Here is a 19,372-nt window from a genome sequence, read left to right on the forward strand (position 1 = left end):
CCCTTACAAATCCAAGACGTTAACAGCTGGGGCTCGACGGCGGGCCATATTCTCTAGCAGCTGCGCTGCGTAATATTTAAGGAAAGGCAAAAGTTCCGGGGCGCTGAAAATGGCGTAGGCATTCTCATCCTCCGGATCATCCCTGAAAGCAATCAGATCTACAAGACTCTCATCGCTTACTGATACAACCTGGACGCTGAAATGAGCCACAGAATTTCTCATTTTAAGGATCAGAGCCCGCAGGGTCATCTCGGGTCCGGGTAGTTGCGACTCCTGTAACCCCATGCTGGTTTTAAGCTGCTGCGTTAAACGGTCAGCAGGCAGGAAAGAGAGCGCCCTCTCTTTCGCAACACGATAAGACCCAGAAGGCAATTCAGGGTCAACGTGTAGTTGTACTGCTCCCTGAACGGCTTGCCCTGCACCTCAATCATTTCGTTATACTGATCGATAAATGCCAGTGTTCGCTGAACAAATTCGGTCTCAAAATCTGAATAATTTCCCATTCAAACCTCCCGCTCCGGTCCAAAAACTCACTATACCATCAGGTCAATCAGATACCTCAGGCCTGCAATTCCGATTCAGTGAGTTTTCGGATCTGAGCGCGAAAATAAAGATGGTGTATGTTGGTTTTGTATTGAATGTATTATTTGTATTGTGTACAAAATACAGTCAGGTTAAAATGTATGCATACCTTCTAAACGGAGTATTTCATGACTAACCTGCCTGCTGACACCGTCCGTCGGATCGAGGACGTCGCCGCCGCACTCATTGCCGCCGGCAACCCGAACCCGACCAACGAACAGGTCCGCCAGCACCTCGGTGGCGGCTCCCTGTCCCACATTTCCCCGGTGATGCGGGAATTTCGGGCACGCCAGCGCGCACTGGCCAGCGAACGGACGCCGGCTCTGCCGCCAGAGCTGGCGCAACTGCTCACCGGCCAGTTGGCCCTGCTGTGGCAGGCCGCAGTGAAACAGGCAGAAGCCGGGACACTGGCGGCCCGGGAACAGGCCGACACCGATATCGCCCGGGCCGACCAGGAACGCGACGAGGCGCTGGAGAAAGTGACCGCACTGGAAAGTGAACTGGCGGTGCTTCGGGAGGTGGTGACCGAACGTGACCGGTTGCTTGATGAGGTACGCGGGCTGCGCGCAGAGGCACTGCCGCTGCGCGAGCAGGTAGCCCGTCTGACCGCTACCGGCGAACACCTGGCGGCGCAGTTGCAGGACACCAAAGCGGAGTTGAAGGAAACCCGGGAGGATGGCCGTGCGCTGCAGGCCGAGCTGCTGGCCCTGGCACGCCATGACGGGAAGGCGAAGAAATGAGAGCGGGAACACAGGCCCGTGTGGAGGCCTTCCGTCGTCCGCTGGAGCTCTCCACCAAGGAACGCGCCGGTGAGCGGTGCCCTCCGACTGGCACAAGGAGCTGGGGTCATTTCCGGACTGCTGCTGTGAGCTGGCCAGCCAAGCACTGGTAAAGTACCTGAGAGATCACGACAAAAGCGACAGAACGGTTACCGGTCCGTCAGATTAGGGCGCTCACGTCCCTGAAGGAGTTTATCGTGGGGAGCACTGAATCCGTCAATCACACTGACTCCAGCGGGCCACCAGACTGACGGCCTCATATGACAAGTATTGCAAGCGGAAGTCAGCATTAAGGTATCCATACCGGCTAAGGAATAAAGTTAAAAATATGAGTAAAAAAATGCTTGAAAGATGCAAGGAGACGTACCGATTTCTCAGATCGGTAGATGCGCTTTATCATTGGATCGGGCTCGGTAGTCTGGTTGTATTGCTGTCCAAGGTGGCGGTTCTGAACAGTATACCAGCGCCGCTGCATTTTATGTCTGCAATCAGTCCGGTGGTGGAAGGCATTCTTGGCTCGGTAATCGCCAGCTACATTTTTTATATGTTCTGTATTCACCCGCCAGTGTTTGCAGAAAAAAAAACCAGTGCGGCTTTTGTTAATTTTATACTGACACGGATAAAAAAAGGGTTCGACGAACATTTGCGCAATGTGTCCTCCACGCTGAGCTATGACTCAACCGAACAAGATTTTTATGCGGCATTTACGGGTATCAATCCCTTTGCACGTAACGCACCTTTACTCCTTCAGGCACACCCAAAGCTGATATATGCAGACTGGTTCGAGTTTTTTCAAAACCATAATGTGCATATAAAGAAAGAAATCTCGCGCCTGCTGGATTCGCGGCTAACCTTGGATATAGAGACAATCTACATTCTGAATCTGATTAACGATTGCAGCTGGTTCATGATTACCGAAAAGCTGGCTGGACTGAAAGGGCAGATGACAAATGGACATAACCCTTTTGTAAATCCAAACCAGCCAGAAATTTCTTGCTGCTCAAGTATGTATAAGTTGAAGGAGTTTATCAGAAGCCTTCAACCTGCAATCGATGCTACGGATAAACTGGTAGGTAGAATCTGAAAGATAGGTTGACATGTCCCCTATACGGCCCATATAGCGCTTAATAATTTGCGTGTATAGGGGATTTTTAGTAGCTTATTTATTAGACGAAATCAGGAGTCGTTACTATGAGCGAGGACGGTTTCAATAAAGATGACCTGAGCAGCACCTTTGCGCGCTTCACTACAAAACGCCGTAATATCGTTAGTGATGAGTCAAAGTTAAAGCGGAAAAAACCTGAGTCGGTAAAACTTTCGAGTGCAACACAAGAAATTGGTAGTGTGATTTCATCTGTGCTCGCCTCTACCTCTAAAGCGGATGTCACTAAAGACAAACAGGACCAATATAAATCTCCTATCCGTTACAGCTGGGAGAAAAAAGGTATTAACGGTGGTTCTAACAATTTTTAATCTTATGAAGCGATGGCATAACCACCGCTTCATAAAGCCATCAGTTACCCTTTACTTAATCCTGATTTAATCCCGCCTGAAGCTGCATCAATCGCCATTCCCTGAGCTTTTTTACCTGCTTCCGAACCAGCATCCATAGGCATTTTAGAAGCATCGCTAAAGTTGTTAGCCATATTGCCAATTCGAACTCCTGCCCAACTGAGCATACCAACCCAGAACATTGGAAAGACCAGGTACATCATCCCCAATACCAGGTTCATAATCCATCCATCAGCCGTTGAGCTAAAGAAAGCCGCAAAAGGCACTGAGCTGTTTGCAATCCCCTGCTCAGCCATATTGTCATAAAGGATGGTGATCAATCTGTCATCAAGCCAGCCTGCCAGTTCCCACCAGAACGTAATGAACTGAAGAGCAAATAACGCGAATGAGATAGTAAAAATGGTTTTCGGATCGTAGGCGCTGAACATCATTAACGCAGGAATGACCGTAATTATCATCATCAGCAATAATGCCTGGATCATCGGCAGCGCCTGCTTCATTGCATCAAAACCTGGTAACGCTTCGGCCTGTTTCAGTCCAAGACCAATAGACGAGGTAAGGCGTGTAAGATTACCGACTACTCCGGAAGTTGTGTCGCTACTGCCAACAGCATAAGTGGTACCTGCGCCGGACAGATCTGCGTTGCGTGGACTGACCAGCCAGCGTAACGCGATTTCTTCCCACTGCTGTCCGGGGAACTGGCGTTGCATCTCCTTACGTGTGTTATCACTAAAGCTGGCCAGAACTCGTTTGCGAAGCCCGGAAGTACCATCAGACCACCACGTCTTACATGTTGGGTATCCACCTGCGCCGGTATCTGGATAACCACTGTCCCGGCTAATGTTGTAAGGCCACTGGCTACGTGGCGTCATAGCCGTGTAGTAATCATAATATCCGGAAGTATTCAGGAAGTAGCTGCTACCTATCCAGCCCACAGAGTTGATGGTGGCATCACTGAGCTGGCTGTTGCTGTTTTTCAGTTTGAAATATGCTCTCGAGTAACATTGATCTGCAAATTCCTGGACCTCCTGCAGCAACACAGGATCACGCAGCTTCGTGTTCTGAATGTCAAAACGCATCTGTCGCAAATTCGTACCGCATGGGATTGACGCAATCATTGCCTGCGTTGTGCCCTTCGACATCATATGCAGGAGATACCACCATACTGGAACCTCGGCCGTACGACCGTCAAAATCATTAACGAGTCCCTTGTAGCCCGAATTCTGTGGCGTCGGCACACTGACACCGCACTGTTTAGCGCGTGAACTGTCGAACTTGATCGTGCTGATATCAACCGGCAACAGCGGAATGCAGCAAAAGAGCATCACAAGATAAGACACATACAATGCATGCTCGATTCGCGGAAGGGCAAGAAGCCCTTTGTTCCCCTCGTCAGCCCCCTCCTCCCTCACTTTCAGCCAGACGCCAAGAACCCTGACCACTAGTGGCAATGCAAAAAGGCCCGTATTGCTGAGAATGCTCCACATAGCATTGTTCATTACCCAGCCAAAGAGAACGAGAAAATATTCCAGAAAACTGTTTGCGGTCATCGTCCTCTCCTTACACAGCACTTGTCCAGGCCACATATTCCGTGGCTACCAGGAACAACACCCCCATCAGTTCCATACGCACAAGACGCGGACGTCCGTCCGGCCAGCGGATTAATGCCTGTGGGCGTACCTTCAGTATCCAGGCGGTAATAAGGCAGCCATAAAGAACCAGTCGCCAGGCAAACAGTCCCCATCGGCTGTCATGCAACCAGCCCCGTGTGATGTGGCCATCAGGGTCGTAAGCCATAAATACCGCTGAGATAGCAAACATGCTGGCCGTCATCAACAGAATGAGCAGCACCATAAGGAGAATGCGGCCAATATGGCCGCTGAACGGGTAAAGTCTCATATCAGTTTGCTCCGGAAGACTGAGACTGGCCCATCTGGCTGAAGCCCTGGTCCTCGTTACCGGCTTTCTGCTGCAGACGGTTATCCTGATTCCTTGTTCCCTGCCGTTCCAGTGCCGTAAGCAGACTGTTATTGCTGATAGATTTGCGTAACTCCATCTCATTACGCAGCGCCGTCAGCTCGCGATCGAGGGCATCGATGCGGCGATCACCCTCGGCAATAGCTTCCGGCTGCTCTGCAGCATTAGGTTCGGATTCACCGGTGGTGAGCATCCTGCGCATTGTTAGCGCGGTTTCAACGGTATCGGACATCGCCAGTTCGCCGGCAAGCCGTTGAACCAGGGCCGCTTTGTCTGGATCGTCACGTAATGCCTGAATTACCCCGCGGGTGACAACCAGACTGCCGGTTTTCAGTGCGGAAAGGTTATCAGTGGTGGGCTGCAGTTCACCACTAACCAGCTTACTAAGCTGCTCCAGATTCTCTTTCGTGGCATCCTCAAGGATGGGAGAAAAGCCAGTACCAGCGACAGCACTGCCCGGCTGGTTATCGGTTCCACCACTGGTACATTCACTGGTTTCCCGGCAAGTCCTGATGGAGCGATCACCAAGCACTTTAACAACGGCCGCTGCGGCCTCTTCAGAAGATTTATAACGTTGGCATGCGGTACCATTGCAGCTCGAGGAGCCGACGCTGCTGTTACTGGTCACTGGCAAATTATTCATCATGTTATAACCAGCTTTGGCCAGATCCCGAGTGGGTTGAATTGCGGGCTGCCCCTTACCTCCCCTTTTCTGCCCACCGACCCACGTCACGCCTTCCTCTCCAGTTGCTTTTTGCAGTTTCTGGTCGCTGGAAACCGCATCGCCACCACTTGTGGCCACAATATCTTTGTACTCTTCAGAGACGGCTACCTGCTGCCATTTATTGCCAATGGTATAATCAGCCAGCTTCTTCGACATACTCTGACAGTTCAACATCGCTTTATCAAAGCTCAAACCGGCCTGCAGAACGCCATTGGTGAGCATTTCATACAGCCCGGGGTTTGCGCGCTGAATAGCCATTGCCGGCATACTCATGACAGCACCGGTCGCCCCCTGAATCACATTCCCCATCAAATCCTTAAACCCGCTGGTAATACCATTCAGCTGGTTGCCAACGGTTGTTTTGATGTCGAAATTGCCACACATCAGATCACTGCTAAGGCCACCATTAATGCCTATCCTGGACATATTGTTACGACTGGGCGGGGGTGAAATAACCGAACCGCCACCAATAGAATAAAAGAGCCCATCGCTGATAGCGTTACCGCTAACTGACGCCCCCGATGAAGACAAAGAGATATCAGCTGCCATTGCCGGCAGCGAGGCAAAAATCAGTAAAAGTCCTGCTTTTTTCATGTTCTGAACCTTTATGAGAAATCGGTGCTGGAAAGGAACGTCTGGCCGCGACGTTTGCAGCAGCTGTACGGTTGCCACAATGCCCAGGCATAGTTACCGTCCTGGGCAATCTGACCATTGGTGTCGGGAAACACTGCACAGGTCTGGGACAACTGAGGCGAAAGTCGCTGCCATTTGTGGTTTTTCGTGCCGGTATTTTCTTTTACCGGCTCGGGTGGCCAGTAACCCGGGGACTTCTGTCCCGTAAGGGGGTTGTAGACGTGGAGCTGGCCGGAGCGGGTAATGACGTCAGCGACACGCTGAACTACAACCGCTGCTGATTTGTAACTGTCTGTCTGGGTGACAAACCCGCTACGTGGATAAACGTTCCCCCACATATTGCCGGATGTGGTTTCCCCGATTTCTCGTTGCCCGGGGATGAGTGCTTCGGGATAAAGGGTCTCCGGGACACCCGTTCGCCAGACCAGAGCATCCAGTGAGCTGTTGAAATATGGCATGAAAGGAGTGGCAGCACTGTCGCATGAATAGCCCGGCACCATACCGCCAATGACTTTCGTTGCTGGATGGCCATAGGCGTCGCCGTAATAGAAATGCAGGTTCTGCTTACGTTCCCCGGGAGCTTTCATCTCCTGACGACCGCCCCCCGTACTCACGCCCGTCACACTTTCCAGCAGAGAACCTTCAGCACCGCTGGCGGCGTTACTAACTGTGGACATTTCGGTCCAGGGGTTATCTCCGGGGTTGAGGTAAGCCGATACCACAGCCTCCGGAATGAAATGTGTCACTTTTACCGAGGTTTTCACCGTGCAACCAAATGGGGTACACAATAACCAGTAGCAGATACCACTGACACGCCAGCTGATACAGTCTGTACTTGCCGCGCTGGCCAGAAGATTCGCTGTATTGACGCTGGCCATGGTGCCGGAACAAACCAGCAATGTGGCGATCGCCAGTCGACGTGGGCGGAAGGAGAAAGATTTCATCGGTTCTTCTCCTTCCAGGCAGTGAGCTGACGGGTTGCCTCGTTGACATCAGTCGTACCGTAGACAACAAAGACGTCATCAAAAACCACAGCCGGGTATTTTTCCAGGCCGAGGGACCAGGCATGAGTGACACCCGCATAAGCTTCCGCCAGTTGTTGTTGCTGCTGCCGGAAATTCGGGGAAGAGATCACTGCCCGGGCACGTTGTTCTGCAAGAACGGGATCGGCAGATAACTGACCGAAAATGTCCGCCTGTGCACGTTCGGGCGCATCGAGCTCAACAACGGAGACATCCGGACCAGGATTTGCTGCTATGGCATGAGAGGAGTCGGTATATATCACTGTGCCGGCACTGGCACCGACGGAAAGGAACAGTGCTGCCAGGCAGCAAAATGGCATTTTCATGAAAAACACTCCCTGAGTGTGAAAAACCTATTCAGGGTGCGTTCTCTTTAAGGAGGGGTCAGTAATTAATTCTGACGTGAAAAATGATAATTAATCTTGCCCTGGTAATTCATCATCTGTACGTCAGCATAAATCTCAGATCGCTGGAAATGTCATTTTTTAAATGCAGGAACTTTAATACACGCGGGCTCTTTGCCGCCCGCACCCGCAGCCTCCCCCCTTACCAGACAGCGGAAAACACACCGCTGTCTGGCAAGGTCGGAGGGTTATAAGTCACATCCGGTGTCACAGGTCACCCTGTCGATTTCCTTAAGAACCCAGAGCATATCGGTTGCATCGGGTACACAGATATTCCATCGGATACCCGACCGGTACTCTTGTTCTGCTGGCCAGAGTGTATTGCCGGTAACAGTTATCAGGATATCCAGGGTTTTCTCATGCACGTCGCTGAGGTGGACTGCAACGCAGCTGCGCCGGCCAACCCGGTGAGGATAGACCGACAGCAATACAGGCTGCTCCAGTCTCTTAACGATCTCCCCTTGCAGATGCTTAATCGACTCACTGTCAGCCACACCGACTGAGGCAGAACCCTGTGGCGGAACGGTAAAAATAACAGAGGCAATAAATGCCTTGTCCGGTACAACGATCGGCGTCGCCATAATCAGTTTTTTCATATTGTCCCCTGAATAGTACCAATGCCACGTTTCTCATCGAGGCGGCGCGCAACGTGAAATGCGGCCTCAAGCTCCGAGCAATTTAATTCATTCATAATGGCCCGTCTTTCGGCTTTTTCCTCTTTTTCAGTCATTCCCAGCGCCAGGTACAAACTGGGGGGGACCGCACGAAACAACGCCTGTACCTTACGGGACAAAATAACTCCCTCTGTGTATTTTCTCGGAAGTTTTGTCGCGGACAACAGCATCGCCTTCTGCTCTTCTGTGAGCGTCTTAAATCGCGCTATTTGTTCAACTTCATCAGGTGGCATAACGAGGCAGATCCACCACTCCGCCATATTGAGCATTTTTTTCGCAGTGTCAGGGAAATCCTCCAGGTTCTGTGTGAACAACCACAGCCATGATCCGAGCTTACGCCACATTTTGACAATTTTGGTTGCATACGGGCCCAACAGCGGGTTAGCAGTTACAATATGCGCTTCGTCGATTGGCACAATGATATCCCGATCGCTGAACTGTTCCCTTTCTGCGATGTTGTTAATCGTATTAAGCAGCGAGATGACAGCAACGGCCATCTGAGCTTCATAGCCTTCACGCGCCAGCGTACCTAAATCAACAATAGTCACGTCTGCCTCTGGCCATTGCGCGCCTGGACGGTTAAACAACTCCCCTTCAAAACCTTCGGTAAACATGCGTAATGCTTCTGCCATCTCTTCAGCTCGCGCACGTCGCGCTGGCGTGCGTTTCTCGCGGCCGTCTTCTCCCATGCTGACATCGCGGGCAATGTTCTCAAGCGAGAACATTAAATCTTCCGGTAGCATCTGGCGGTTTTCCTCAAACGCTTTACGAGCCGCAATGAGTATCGCCTCACGAATCATACCGCGGTCGGCGCGTGTCATTCGCTCCTCTTCTGCTGCTTCACCACCGGTGATCATCAACCGCGCTGCAATCTCCATTTCACCCAGAATGTCACGTTCTTCGTCCTTGTCCTCATCATCTTCATCAATGTCAGGGAGGGCCTCTTCGCTTGTCACTAACGTCTCAGGTTTCGCCTGCATGAGCAGATGTGAATCGCCAAACGGAGCAAGTGAAATAACCTTACCAGGCTTGATACTGACACGGTGCACTGAGAGCCCCAGCGAATTACAGTAATCTCCAAACAGACCGAAGCTGTTACCCGCTTCCAGCAAAAATATACGGGGGCGGTAGATTGCCACCATCTGAGCCAGTTTATCGAGCGCAGTGGCAGATTTACCGGCACCTGTCGGCCCGAAAAGCAGCAGGTGCGCATTCTGGGTACGGTCATTTTTATTAAGTGGATCTACGGACAGGGGGCCACCACCACGATTCCAGAACGTAAGCCCCGGGTGACCAGTACCGGTGTCACGACCATAAATAGGGGCGAGACATGCAAAATGCTGTACAAACATAAGGCGCGTGTACCAGTTGTGTTTATCCATTTGAGGGTTAAAGCACATGGGTAACGCACGCATATAACTGCTGAGAGGGCCAATATCGTGTTCTGGATTTATCGGTTCCATCCCACAGTTCAGCAATTTACTGCTGAGATCAAGATACCGTTTATCGAGTGTTTCCTTGTCCTGAGCCTTGATAAGCAGTGTGATGGCCGCACGGTAAAGCTTGTGTTTGTTTCCCAGGAAATTACGCGCTGTAGCAGCGTCTTCACGAGCACGCAGGGAATCAACATTCTCCCCCATTGAATTGCGGCTCAGGCTCGCAAAACTTTCTTCAAGTTTGTCCTGAGGCTGAACCACCAGGGTCATGGCCAGAACTGTCCCTTCCGGAAGCAGATCCATAATGGCATTCACGTTATCACCACGTTTTACCTCCCCCGTCAGATGACCGGTGGAAGGTGCAGTACGCAGGCGGGCAACCGGAACAGCTTTATGTGCCACATCATCAAACCACCACACACCGCTTTCGGCATCACTTCGCGGGCGGGTAAACCAGAGGCTTTCGCTGAAATCATTCAGAAGAGGCAGATCGCCCGGTGCATGATCGGAGTGTTTTGCGCAACGATACAATGTTTTCTTATCGACCCACGCCGGCGCCGGGTTGAACCAGCGCAACAGCCAACTATGGATTTGCTCGCCGTTCTGCTTTTCGCACCGGATACCGGCACCGCTCAGAGCTGCAGTCAGGCGATCGCAGACCTGTTTCAGCAGCACCTCCGGTGGCATGGGGTCACGATACGGCGTCTCAACCCAACGGTAAACCACCATGCGCGTTCTGCGAATTTGCCCTCTCCAGGCGGCCCCTGTGACAGCCTCGTCTACAAAAAGCCCCTGTTCCACCGCCACATTTTCTAGGTGGCGCTCCTGTTCAGCCAGCCAGGCTTTCGTGAATGCAGTTCCCTGAGCTCTTGGCCTGACATAGCCTCTGATAGTATCCATATAAGTAGAGAGATCAGAGTCATCCTGGCAGAAAAACTGTACCACCCATTGGTGATCATCCAGTTCAGGGAGACTGTCCTGTAGGGCGTTCTCAGCGATATTGCAGATCTCGTCCAGACGTGTTTCCGGGCGCCCTTCAGTGCCCACAGGAATAATCTCATACACGGCCCCGACAGATACACCATCGTCAAGCAGAATGCATTCATGCTCTGGCAAATACTCGCCCCAGGGAACATGATCGATAATGGAAGGTGCCGTGGAATACAGACGCGCTTCATCTGAATGAGTCAGCTGCCCTTCCCGGGTAAGCGGTTCATACCCACTGACGGAAAACGGACCGTTACCGTACTGATGAGCATCCTGAGATGCTCGACGTCGGCTAAATAGAGGGAAAGCCATCAGAGATCCTCCGTTCGCTCACCAGGCAACGCATACTGTACCTGGCTGTAGAAAGGAAAGACGGTGCTGTAGCCTGGAACCGGCGTGTTCCCGCCAGCCAGATGCGGGAAAACATACATGACCATGTCAGGATTTGGCAGACGCGGAAACGTCTGCTGAATTTCATTTTCCTGGGTGCGGCTGTAGCTGTTACTGACCTGCTGATTGATCTCACGTTCGCTGTCTGTAACTGGCCGGCGAAGTGTTGTTCTGCTCTCGTTGGTAGCATGAGTTGCCGATGCACCATCGTTCCATAATTCAAGCATGGTGCTGTCGCCAGGCGGCAACATCTCCTCTTTTGACGTACTGCAACCCGAGAGGGCAAGCGGTACAACAACCAACATAATGGTGGCCAGATGATTAAAACTGAGCAACATGCACCTCCGCTTCATCCGAATCACTGATGACAGCTGACAGACGAATCACTCGCCCATCAGGCAGCTGCATCTGCATTCCATTACCCTCGCTCAGAAGCTTTTTTCCGACAGCGAGCAGGGCCTGTTCGGTGACTTCATGCCTGTTACCTTCCCATTTGCCATTATCACGCCTGACAAAACCGGCAAAGAGACGGCCACCCAGTGGTGTATAGTCCACCCGATATTCGAGGTTTTTATTGTTCTGCATCTTTATCCCCATCAGTCCATGCCCGTGCTGCTACCAGCGAGGCTGAAATCGTCATATTTCACCTTGCGGCCTTTTTCTTCATAATCAATCGCCAGCTGACGAGTGATATGTAAAGCCACTTTCTGTCCAGGCGGTACATAGATCGCGTCAAACGTCTGACCATATCGCGCTTTAACCCAGTCAACGGTCTCACGCATACCGCCTGATAACGCCTTACCCAACACTGCCTGACCGGCATCCCCCGTCAGCGTTGACGTCACACCACCATAGCCATTGGTCTGGCTGGTATTCTGGTTTTCGGCCACGGCATCACCAGCTGCGCTGGCAGCTGCAAGTGCGGCAATGGTTGGCAGATAAGTAGAAGCGTTTGATTTTCGGGTACCCGAAATGCATGGAATGCCGTTGTCATCTGACAACCAGCCAATACTGCTGTTATTCCCACCCTGGCTGTTCTGATTACCACCATTACTGCCTTGCCCCTCAGGTGAAGGAAGCGTACGAACAGTGCCATCAGTAAAAACAAAAGTGATGCTGGTTATGGCGCCACGCACGCAGGAAAGCGTCCAGTCCCCCGTAGCGGTTCCCGAAACGATCGCCCCCTGTACATCAGGCAATTCAATGCCATTTGCCGTCAGGTTGTCTTTTCCGATCATCACTTTGAACGGGTAAGGGTCAGTCACCTTGCCATCAATGGGAATACGTCCCAACAGCGCGGTCATGGCCCGACTACCCACAAGCGTGGAGTTTTCCGGAAGGGTGTAAACAGGGGCGGCATTTTTTTCAGATCCGGGAATGTTGTTCTGTACCGTTGTACTTACTGCTGACGTAGCCTGCCTGGCTGCATCACCTGCAGCGCCAAAGGAGGTGGCAAAAGAAAAACCAGTCGCGTTATTACTGTTTTTATCTGAGACCGGTCGACCGTTCGCATCCGTGGCAATACCATCTTTCGGCTCAACCCATTGCAACCCGTTTCCATCTGTTTGAGATATATTTCCCGCGCCTCCGGTCAGACCATTGTCATAACCCAGTCCCACAGGAATATCGCTGCCTGCAGCGTTACCTTTATTTCCTGCCGTTAAGCCGGAGGACCCATTTTTGAGTTGATCAAGAAGTTGGTTCACCTGCGAGCTCAGATCAGTAACCTGAGAACTCAGTTGTGCACGTTTTTGGGCCTCTTCGGAACGAACTTGCCCCACAGCCTGGCTGATTTGCTGGTCAACATTGGTGCTATTTTTTTTTAGCTCCTTATTTTCATCAACAAGTGTTTTATTATCGCTTTCAAGGCTGTCAAGCCGCCCCTGAACCTTACGATAACTACCTACCAGGGTACGCAAAGTATCCTGCGCGGTGTCACCTTCCACACCCAGCGCTTTGAGATCTTCTGGTGTAAGGTCCTTCAGGACGACATTAGAGGTTTTCTGGCCTGCTTCATTTTTATCGTTTTTATCTGTACAGGATTTAACCCCAATCATGATGGCGCCCACCACTACGACGGGAACAGCAATTTTCACAAGCAGGTTTGAAGCAGGCTTTTTCATTTATGTGCTCCTCGGTTACTCCGCTTACTCTCCTTTCCTTCAGATTCGGGTAAACGCTGTTCAGCAATAAAGGCACTTTCGGGACGTCCTGCAGTAACCAGATATAGAACTGTCGTGTCTTCCGGTGTACCGGCACGCCCCAGCCAACGGTGCTGGAAAGTCGCAGTAGTAAACTGACCTTGCAGCGAACGAGGATCAAGGATGACCTTTACTGCTGCTCGGTTACGCACCTGCAGCGCAATTACACTGCTGCCCTGCAGACTCCAGGCAGACATCGGCGTGACGCTGACGGACTCAGTGGGCATAAGTGTGGTGATCCGGGGGGGAAGCTTCAGTGAAACCGGACTTACTCCCGGTACGGGCTCTACCGTTCTCAACGGTCCATACATGTTCTGTGCGGCATAACGAGTCAGGACAACGGGCAGCGGCGCATTGAGTTTTGCGGGCCTCCGGCTTTCTGCATTTGCCTCTGCCGACGAGTGACGGCCGGCACTGTCCCCATCACTGCTGACCGTCTGTTTATCGGTCGCCGAAGCGGTAGCCACTTCTCCGTCGTAGACAATTTTGACAGGTTCCCGCGTGGTTTTACCGGGGGCAGCAGAAACATCAAGTAGAAGTATTTCCCCGTTTTCCTTGTTCTGAAGCTCCAGTCTCGTCACCGGAAAGGCTTCTTTCGCATCAAGATAAACTACACCTCCGGAGCTTTGAATACGCAGCTTGTCGTTGAGTGCGGGCGGAAACCCCACTCGCACGTTTTTGTTTACAAAAACGATTCGCTCCTGCCCTACAGTCAGGGGAATCTGCAACGGTATCCGTTCCCATTTCATAAGCTCAACAGCACGAGCTCCGGCTGAGACCAGTACCAGGGTCAGCAGGATCACTGAGAATTTTTTCAATTGAATGCTCCCGACTTTTGTTCTGGCTCAGGCAAGGAGATCGCCTCAAGTCTTTGTGGCGCGCTGTCATAGCAGTCCAGTGCCAGTCCAAACGGATTTCGCTCTGGGTCGCCTTCCCAGCGAACCACTTTCATTGGATAACGCGCCAGGGCACGCTTAACGGGTTCGGTATGGAAATATTCGTCAGCTACCAGGTCCAGCCGTACCACCCAATGATCTTCATCAATGATGGTCACGCTGCGGTTGCTGTAACCACGACGGGGGATTTCGTATACCACGCGTACACGATCGCGCAGCTCGTCATTATTCTTGCGCATCTCGGCGTCCTTATTGAGAAAATCCTGACAGGACGGCGTCAAATACGGGCTCATTTGGGCAATTTTGGCTGTGTAGTCAGCTTCCCCATTTTTCGGCCAGGAATTCAGTTGCTGAAAAATGTAAAAAGCAAAACTGTAAACCGTAGATGGCGGGACCTCCCACCATTTTCGGGTGCTGCCGGAACGCAGGTCGGGTGGGTTGTGAATTGTCAGTTCCGAGGGCGCTCGCATCCATCCCAGACTGGTGACGAACAGCCCCAGAGCCAGCAAAACACAAGCGATACGTAGCGAAATAATATGATTATCGCGGGCGGTTATACCGTTACGAAAACGACTCATACTTTCCCTCCGCGCATCAACGGAACAGGTTTCGTTCGTTTAAGTTCCCACGCCCTGCTATCCAGAATCATGGTTCGGGACATACGTGCACGGCAGCGCAATTCCTCCAGACGTTGCCAGATATAATTTTCTGGCTTACCGCGCTTGTAGCTGGCAATCCAGTTGCCGCCAAAAAAAATAACCAACAGCGGCATCAGCAGCATGCACGTCGGAAAAGCCAGCCATCCAACAAAAGGAACCAGAGCTAACGGTATTGCCAGAGGGATACCGGCAATAACACCGATGACGGCCGCCAGCACAAACTCCCCGGATGTGAACCCTTTCCAGACCACGGGGGGGTTGTTCAGTCTGTCAGGGAGGAAATCAATGACGGCCATATGGGCTCCTTACAGGATATCTGAAGCTTTAGTTGCGAGGTAAATAACCAAAAGGATGAGGATGATGCCGACAACCAGATAGACCAGGAACTGAGTCCATTCCCCCTTACCACGACGGATATCGTGAAATGCGGTAATCACGGCATGCGCTACGGCAAAAAAAGCACCGACACATACGAGAAGCCCTATCGCAAGTGCCCCCATTTTGATGTAGCCCATAACGGTGTTGTAGGTTCCGCCACCGCCTCCAGATGTTGGCTGTTCAACAACTGGCAAGTCTGCCATAGCCTGATTTGCAGTTAAGAGACCGGTAAGCAACAAATATCCCGCACGGGAATAGGCAGAACGAAAATGCCTGAAGAAAGTGAATTTCATTGAGTCATCCTTTCAGTGGAAAAATAGAAACAGGGTCAGCAGATAAAGCACAATCAGTCGAATTAGCAGCTCATTGAACTGCCTGAACGTCACTGATTTACTGACCAGGCCACGGTAGGCCTGCACCAGTGCCCATGCGCTGAAAAGGAGAACGACGATGGCGAGCGTACCGAGGATCAAGAGGTTCAGTTGCCCGGGCGTGAGGCTGCTTCCGGTGCCCGCACTCCATCCATTTAGCTGAGAGCCATTCATCGCCATGAGGGCTCCTCAGCACGGTACTGCCCGGTGACTAAAGTGGAGGGTGCTGTTGGCTGCGCGCGCGACGGCTCGAGATAAGTGGATATGCCCTGCCTCATCGTTGAGATGTCACGGGTTGCCTGCTGATAGTCGAAATAAAAGCGAGCGTCCTGATTCTGATTGGCTACGACGCGGGCGCGATCAAGGCCAGCCTGAACCTGATCCAGCTGGCGCATCACGAGTGCCAGCTCATCTTTTTCTGACGCCTGGCAGGTCAGCACCGGCAGAACGGGCAATAACATTGCCAGGATGATTGTGGTGTGACGCATTTGCGACTCTCCCTAATAACTTGTCGTCGGGAGATTGACGCAAACAGGACATGCTGGCAGCAGGAAAATATTTATGAAGGTCAGAAAATTAAATGCCACAAAGTGAGCCGGTTAATACAGATGAACCTTCAAAAAAAAGCCCGCGACATCGAGCGGGCTCCGGGGAACTCCCGAAACAGCTACTTCCTGGGCTATAGGTATTTTTTAAAGGACGCAGTGACGATGGCCAGAACACCGCCAAGTAATAATGCTGATGGCAGCAACAGGAGATTTGGCCAGACAGCAGTCGGCCAGGCCAGATACAACATGCAGGGGCCGTAAAGTGCGGGTTTAATAAAACGTTTGGCGTGATGGTATACAAAGCTCGATTCATATCCAGCTCCGTAACGACGCAAATCTCGACGGACCAGCCCTTCAACTATGCCGGTGATAATCACCAGGCCGAACAGCGGCAGACTCAGGAAAAGGATCATCACCCTGATGAAGTAAATCAGAGTTACCCAGAGCGTAGCTTGCAGGTACTCCCCAAGCCAGCCGATTAGTGAGTCACCGAACCGGTTTATCGTTGGGATAAGTCCAGTCCCCTTCTGACCAGTTTCCCTGAATGATTGAAGCCAATGGCTGAATCCGCTATCGACAAACAACCAGTTCCAGGCGGTATGTACCCACCGCGAAATCGTCTCAACCGGCGCTGCCATCAGTAAACTCCGCGTGTACCCTTCCGACAACCAGTGGCTTTCTGCAACCATCACCCGGTAGCTGTGTGAAGCACCTTCGTCAGGCCAGAGTAAGGCAATGCAGGCATATTCGATTAGCAGGCTAACCAGAAGCGACCCCAGCAGAATGCCAATTAAACTGACAGGAAAATCCCAGAGCAACATGCCGAATGGTCCGGATTGTTTCTGTCGGGATGGCGAACTGCGATTGGCAGTATCTCTGTCATGCTGAGACATTTTGCCCCCCCGAATATGCCGCATCACCGCCTGTCCACCAGGATTCTCCAGTTCGGTAGTTCTGCTCCATGTTGTCAGCCAGCTGCTTCAGGCTCGCGGGCATATAAGGATCGTCGTTATCAGCCGGCAACGGCATCCTGATTTTCCACAGGCGCCCTCCTTCAAGCAGGGCGAATGCCTGCCCTTTCGGCAGGTTGATAACGTCTGAAGGGTTGAGCATCGGGACTTTAACCAGACTGACCTGGTCCTGAACGTTACTGTTAAAATCAGTACCCTCTCCCGGCCGGGATACGTCAGTGACACCCGATGTAAGGGTTTTCTGGTAGACGTCAATTTCTGGTAATTGGTCGGTCAGGAGCATGGCAGTGTTTTTTTCACGCACACGGAGCATAATCAATGAGTTGAAGTTCCCCACTACCTGATTCGCTTTAGCACTGCTGCCTATACGGGCCTCGATGTCCGAAAGAGTCTGCGTGTATGCTGTCACCTGGAAGCCCGCCCCCCCCCCTTTGTTGATGAGAGGAATAAACTCATCACCCATTAACTCGTTAAACTCGTCACAGTGAAGATTTATCGCCACTTTCGAACTTTTTCTACCATCCTCATCACCGAGACCGAATTTATAGATGTGTCCACCTTCGGAAACGAGATCAGCGAACATGCTGTTGCCGACTGCTGCTGCGACAACAGGGTCGGATAGTGCATCGAGGCCGATATAAACCACGCCGCGCGATTTGATAATGTTATGCCAGTCCAGGATCGGCCTCGGATCGTTCAGGTCCGTATAGTCAGGTGCCAGCAATGCGGCCGTTTTACCAGTTGTAAGCTTTTCAAGCAGCGGCAGCAGTGACGCAACAATTTTGTCGAAATACGTTCGATCATATTGCACAGCGCTACGTAGCCCATCCAGCACCGGGTCCCACAGTTTTTTTCCTTCTTCGCTGGCCAGTACCTGCTCAATAGCCCAGATATTCATGCCATTAGGCCTGCCCTGCATGTGACGCGGCAGATCCTTCTCGCTTATACCGCTACCTAACAGCGCTTCGACTGTACTCAGCAACTGTGGTGCCTTTTCACTCAGCATATTCTCAACATAGGTTTCGTACAGTTCACCTATGTTTGTCACGTAACGCAGTATGAGACCGTAATCAGGACGCTGGCCAAGTGCGACCAGCGCACGGGTAATAATATTGACAAATCGCCAGGCAAATTCCCGAAATGCAGCAGAATTGCCCTCTCCGGAGAGCTGTCCTGCAACACGTGATGCTACTTCCGAGATACGGCTGAACCGTCCAACGGCATTGTAGCGAGCGCTTATATCTGGCCATCCGAGGTGGAACACCCAGAAGTTATCCTGACGACCAGCACGGTGTGCCTCGGCATACATTCGCCTCAACAGATCGGCATCTCCTTTCGGGTCAAACACGATGACAACTTCATGCTCGCCTGCAGCGTTTTTACGGCGAATATCCTGTGTGATAAGTAACTCAGCAAGCCGGGTTTTACCGACTCGTGTGGTGCCGATAACCAGTGTATGCCCTACACGTTCTCCGAGATCATAGGTGACCGTAGTTTCATCCAGTTCCACACCATGGTAAATGGGGCTTCCTCCTACAGGGGGCAACGGGCGAAACGGGTTGAGCGCCGAATCAGTTCGTGTCAGCCTGCACAACCACGGCAAGCTGTACTCCATCTTTTTTTCCAGATCGCGTGCCAGGCGATAAATAACAGAAGGTTGTACGTAGACCTCACACTCCGGACGCCTCGCTTCCAGAAGACGCTGCGTATGGCGGGGAGACCACTGGAAGCCCTTGCCAAGGAACAAGTGCCGCTGGCTGACGGGGATCTGCTCGCTGGTCAGTACATATCGGGGCAAACGGCGAATGTTTTGGCGGTAACGGAGTATTTTCATCCCCTCAGATGTACGCTTCAGCGCCAGTACACCAAACCCCGCGGCGGTCACCCAACTGACCGATGGTGCGAGCGCGACAGCCCAGGGGGCCGTAAGGCAAATAAAGGTCGCGCTACCCGCCGCCGCAGCGGAATACAGTTCAACCGCCGGGCGAAGGAGGGATTCCATCACGTACTTGTCGCTCATATAAAAGCCCCCCCCTGGAACGGAGCAAAACTTTTACCATTGAGTTTGAGGAATAAACGAACAGAATCTGTGGCCTTGCGGAATACTGCATGAAATAAATAAAAGAAAAGAAATAACCCAAACATCTGCAAAGAAATCATTACAGACCGGAATATGAAAATCCGGAAAGAAACCAAAAGCCACACCGAACCAATGAACGGTAATTTTG

21 protein-coding genes and 1 pseudogene are annotated in these 19,372 nt (G+C 51.8%); 3 read left to right on the forward strand and 19 right to left on the reverse strand.

What is annotated here, in order from left to right:
- Nucleotides 1-3 precede the first annotated feature (3 nt).
- Nucleotides 4-503: pseudogene (locus tag ACMWKK_RS16905) on the reverse strand (HEPN family nuclease).
- A 207-nt stretch (nucleotides 504-710) separates the two neighbouring features.
- Between ACMWKK_RS16905 and ACMWKK_RS16910 the strand changes: the two are divergent.
- The 3 genes from ACMWKK_RS16910 to ACMWKK_RS16920 all read left to right on the forward strand — a co-directional run bounded on the left by ACMWKK_RS16910 (nucleotide 711) and on the right by ACMWKK_RS16920 (nucleotide 2,834).
- A complete protein-coding gene (locus ACMWKK_RS16910; protein WP_152043865.1) occupies nucleotides 711-1,322 on the forward strand; it encodes a DNA-binding protein in 612 nt (203 codons plus the stop codon).
- Nucleotides 1,323-1,689: 367 nt separating this feature from the next.
- Complete coding sequence (locus ACMWKK_RS16915) at nucleotides 1,690-2,445, forward strand: hypothetical protein (protein ID WP_152043864.1); 756 nt, start codon at nucleotides 1,690-1,692, stop codon at nucleotides 2,443-2,445.
- Between the two features lie 107 nt (nucleotides 2,446-2,552).
- Nucleotides 2,553-2,834: a hypothetical protein gene (locus ACMWKK_RS16920; protein ID WP_152043863.1), complete on the forward strand. Its 282-nt coding sequence runs from the start codon at nucleotides 2,553-2,555 to the stop codon at nucleotides 2,832-2,834.
- Between the two features lie 44 nt (nucleotides 2,835-2,878).
- On the opposite strand, the gene ACMWKK_RS16925 is transcribed toward ACMWKK_RS16920, so the two are convergent.
- The 18 genes from ACMWKK_RS16925 to traD form a co-directional block, all read right to left on the reverse strand.
- Complete coding sequence (locus tag ACMWKK_RS16925) at nucleotides 2,879-4,423, reverse strand: conjugal transfer protein TraG N-terminal domain-containing protein (protein WP_152043862.1); 1,545 nt, start codon at nucleotides 4,421-4,423, stop codon at nucleotides 2,879-2,881.
- 10 nt (nucleotides 4,424-4,433) lie between these two features.
- Nucleotides 4,434-4,772, reverse strand: coding sequence for a hypothetical protein (locus ACMWKK_RS16930; protein ID WP_152043861.1), 339 nt, complete (start codon nucleotides 4,770-4,772; stop codon nucleotides 4,434-4,436).
- Between the two features lies 1 nt (nucleotide 4,773).
- Nucleotides 4,774-6,168 (reverse strand): integrating conjugative element protein, encoded by a 1,395-nt coding sequence (locus ACMWKK_RS16935; RefSeq protein WP_000709002.1) that lies wholly within the window; start codon nucleotides 6,166-6,168, stop codon nucleotides 4,774-4,776.
- An 11-nt stretch (nucleotides 6,169-6,179) separates the two neighbouring features.
- The gene (locus ACMWKK_RS16940) at nucleotides 6,180-7,151 is read right to left on the reverse strand and encodes a TIGR03756 family integrating conjugative element protein (RefSeq protein ID WP_064373805.1); all 972 of its coding nucleotides are present in this window, start codon (nucleotides 7,149-7,151) and stop codon (nucleotides 6,180-6,182) included.
- Complete coding sequence (locus ACMWKK_RS16945; RefSeq protein WP_105633371.1) at nucleotides 7,148-7,555, reverse strand: TIGR03757 family integrating conjugative element protein; 408 nt, start codon at nucleotides 7,553-7,555, stop codon at nucleotides 7,148-7,150. Before ACMWKK_RS16945 ends, ACMWKK_RS16940 begins: the two co-directional genes overlap by 4 nt.
- A gap of 266 nt (nucleotides 7,556-7,821) precedes the next feature.
- Nucleotides 7,822-8,229 (reverse strand): hypothetical protein, encoded by a 408-nt coding sequence (locus ACMWKK_RS16950; protein WP_032676588.1) that lies wholly within the window; start codon nucleotides 8,227-8,229, stop codon nucleotides 7,822-7,824.
- Entirely contained in the window at nucleotides 8,226-11,042 is a 2,817-nt protein-coding gene (locus tag ACMWKK_RS16955; protein ID WP_152043860.1) for a conjugative transfer ATPase, read from the reverse strand. The genes ACMWKK_RS16950 and ACMWKK_RS16955 overlap by 4 nt, the downstream gene beginning before the upstream one ends.
- Nucleotides 11,042-11,458 (reverse strand): TIGR03751 family conjugal transfer lipoprotein, encoded by a 417-nt coding sequence (locus ACMWKK_RS16960; RefSeq protein ID WP_000926982.1) that lies wholly within the window; start codon nucleotides 11,456-11,458, stop codon nucleotides 11,042-11,044. The genes ACMWKK_RS16955 and ACMWKK_RS16960 overlap by 1 nt, the downstream gene beginning before the upstream one ends.
- On the reverse strand, nucleotides 11,442-11,705 hold the full coding sequence (locus ACMWKK_RS16965) for a hypothetical protein (RefSeq protein WP_223195103.1): 264 nt from the start codon (nucleotides 11,703-11,705) through the stop codon (nucleotides 11,442-11,444). The genes ACMWKK_RS16960 and ACMWKK_RS16965 overlap by 17 nt, the downstream gene beginning before the upstream one ends.
- An 11-nt stretch (nucleotides 11,706-11,716) precedes the next feature.
- Nucleotides 11,717-13,243: a TIGR03752 family integrating conjugative element protein gene (locus tag ACMWKK_RS16970; protein ID WP_152043859.1), complete on the reverse strand. Its 1,527-nt coding sequence runs from the start codon at nucleotides 13,241-13,243 to the stop codon at nucleotides 11,717-11,719.
- Complete coding sequence (locus tag ACMWKK_RS16975; protein ID WP_152043858.1) at nucleotides 13,240-14,139, reverse strand: TIGR03749 family integrating conjugative element protein; 900 nt, start codon at nucleotides 14,137-14,139, stop codon at nucleotides 13,240-13,242. Before ACMWKK_RS16975 ends, ACMWKK_RS16970 begins: the two co-directional genes overlap by 4 nt.
- Nucleotides 14,136-14,795, reverse strand: coding sequence for a PFL_4703 family integrating conjugative element protein (locus ACMWKK_RS16980; protein ID WP_000086096.1), 660 nt, complete (start codon nucleotides 14,793-14,795; stop codon nucleotides 14,136-14,138). The genes ACMWKK_RS16975 and ACMWKK_RS16980 overlap by 4 nt, the downstream gene beginning before the upstream one ends.
- Nucleotides 14,792-15,172 carry a TIGR03750 family conjugal transfer protein gene (locus tag ACMWKK_RS16985; RefSeq protein WP_000268263.1) on the reverse strand — a complete coding sequence of 127 codons (381 nt, stop codon included), beginning with the start codon at nucleotides 15,170-15,172 and terminating at the stop codon, nucleotides 14,792-14,794. The genes ACMWKK_RS16980 and ACMWKK_RS16985 overlap by 4 nt, the downstream gene beginning before the upstream one ends.
- A gap of 9 nt (nucleotides 15,173-15,181) precedes the next feature.
- A complete protein-coding gene (locus ACMWKK_RS16990; RefSeq protein WP_152043857.1) occupies nucleotides 15,182-15,547 on the reverse strand; it encodes a TIGR03745 family integrating conjugative element membrane protein in 366 nt (121 codons plus the stop codon).
- A 12-nt stretch (nucleotides 15,548-15,559) separates the two neighbouring features.
- On the reverse strand, nucleotides 15,560-15,805 hold the full coding sequence (locus tag ACMWKK_RS16995) for a TIGR03758 family integrating conjugative element protein (protein WP_001251235.1): 246 nt from the start codon (nucleotides 15,803-15,805) through the stop codon (nucleotides 15,560-15,562).
- Nucleotides 15,796-16,113, reverse strand: a complete 318-nt coding sequence (locus ACMWKK_RS17000) for an RAQPRD family integrative conjugative element protein (protein WP_001216596.1) — start codon at nucleotides 16,111-16,113, stop codon at nucleotides 15,796-15,798. The genes ACMWKK_RS16995 and ACMWKK_RS17000 overlap by 10 nt, the downstream gene beginning before the upstream one ends.
- A 191-nt stretch (nucleotides 16,114-16,304) precedes the next feature.
- The gene (locus ACMWKK_RS17005; RefSeq protein WP_152043856.1) at nucleotides 16,305-17,066 is read right to left on the reverse strand and encodes a TIGR03747 family integrating conjugative element membrane protein; all 762 of its coding nucleotides are present in this window, start codon (nucleotides 17,064-17,066) and stop codon (nucleotides 16,305-16,307) included.
- Nucleotides 17,053-19,164 carry a type IV conjugative transfer system coupling protein TraD gene (gene traD, locus ACMWKK_RS17010; RefSeq protein ID WP_152043855.1) on the reverse strand — a complete coding sequence of 704 codons (2,112 nt, stop codon included), beginning with the start codon at nucleotides 19,162-19,164 and terminating at the stop codon, nucleotides 17,053-17,055. The genes ACMWKK_RS17005 and traD overlap by 14 nt, the downstream gene beginning before the upstream one ends.
- Between the last annotated feature and the right edge of the window lie 208 nt (nucleotides 19,165-19,372).

The organism is Enterobacter sp. 01-M-03-SI-ECC (assembly GCF_047530215.1).
Lineage (GTDB): Bacteria > Pseudomonadota > Gammaproteobacteria > Enterobacterales > Enterobacteriaceae > Enterobacter > Enterobacter chengduensis.

Bases quoted from the DNA above. Each gene is read 5' to 3' on its own strand.
- ACMWKK_RS16925 (WP_152043862.1), bottom strand. From the start codon at position 4,423: ATGACCGCAAACAGTTTTCTGGAATATTTTCTCGTTCTCTTTGGCTGG.
- ACMWKK_RS16980 (WP_000086096.1), bottom strand. From the start codon at position 14,795: ATGAGTCGTTTTCGTAACGGTATAACCGCCCGCGATAATCATATTATT.
- ACMWKK_RS16910 (WP_152043865.1), top strand. From the start codon at position 711: ATGACTAACCTGCCTGCTGACACCGTCCGTCGGATCGAGGACGTCGCC.
- traD (WP_152043855.1), bottom strand. From the start codon at position 19,164: ATGAGCGACAAGTACGTGATGGAATCCCTCCTTCGCCCGGCGGTTGAA.
- ACMWKK_RS16965 (WP_223195103.1), bottom strand. From the start codon at position 11,705: ATGCAGAACAATAAAAACCTCGAATATCGGGTGGACTATACACCACTG.
- ACMWKK_RS16950 (WP_032676588.1), bottom strand. From the start codon at position 8,229: ATGAAAAAACTGATTATGGCGACGCCGATCGTTGTACCGGACAAGGCA.
- ACMWKK_RS16920 (WP_152043863.1), top strand. From the start codon at position 2,553: ATGAGCGAGGACGGTTTCAATAAAGATGACCTGAGCAGCACCTTTGCG.
- ACMWKK_RS16940 (WP_064373805.1), bottom strand. From the start codon at position 7,151: ATGAAATCTTTCTCCTTCCGCCCACGTCGACTGGCGATCGCCACATTG.
- ACMWKK_RS16990 (WP_152043857.1), bottom strand. From the start codon at position 15,547: ATGAAATTCACTTTCTTCAGGCATTTTCGTTCTGCCTATTCCCGTGCG.
- ACMWKK_RS16995 (WP_001251235.1), bottom strand. From the start codon at position 15,805: ATGGCGATGAATGGCTCTCAGCTAAATGGATGGAGTGCGGGCACCGGA.
- ACMWKK_RS17000 (WP_001216596.1), bottom strand. From the start codon at position 16,113: ATGCGTCACACCACAATCATCCTGGCAATGTTATTGCCCGTTCTGCCG.
- ACMWKK_RS16955 (WP_152043860.1), bottom strand. From the start codon at position 11,042: ATGGCTTTCCCTCTATTTAGCCGACGTCGAGCATCTCAGGATGCTCAT.
- ACMWKK_RS16970 (WP_152043859.1), bottom strand. From the start codon at position 13,243: ATGAAAAAGCCTGCTTCAAACCTGCTTGTGAAAATTGCTGTTCCCGTC.
- ACMWKK_RS16945 (WP_105633371.1), bottom strand. From the start codon at position 7,555: ATGAAAATGCCATTTTGCTGCCTGGCAGCACTGTTCCTTTCCGTCGGT.
- ACMWKK_RS16930 (WP_152043861.1), bottom strand. From the start codon at position 4,772: ATGAGACTTTACCCGTTCAGCGGCCATATTGGCCGCATTCTCCTTATG.
- ACMWKK_RS16960 (WP_000926982.1), bottom strand. From the start codon at position 11,458: ATGTTGCTCAGTTTTAATCATCTGGCCACCATTATGTTGGTTGTTGTA.
- ACMWKK_RS16985 (WP_000268263.1), bottom strand. From the start codon at position 15,172: ATGGCCGTCATTGATTTCCTCCCTGACAGACTGAACAACCCCCCCGTG.
- ACMWKK_RS17005 (WP_152043856.1), bottom strand. From the start codon at position 17,066: ATGTCTCAGCATGACAGAGATACTGCCAATCGCAGTTCGCCATCCCGA.
- ACMWKK_RS16935 (WP_000709002.1), bottom strand. From the start codon at position 6,168: ATGAAAAAAGCAGGACTTTTACTGATTTTTGCCTCGCTGCCGGCAATG.
- ACMWKK_RS16915 (WP_152043864.1), top strand. From the start codon at position 1,690: ATGAGTAAAAAAATGCTTGAAAGATGCAAGGAGACGTACCGATTTCTC.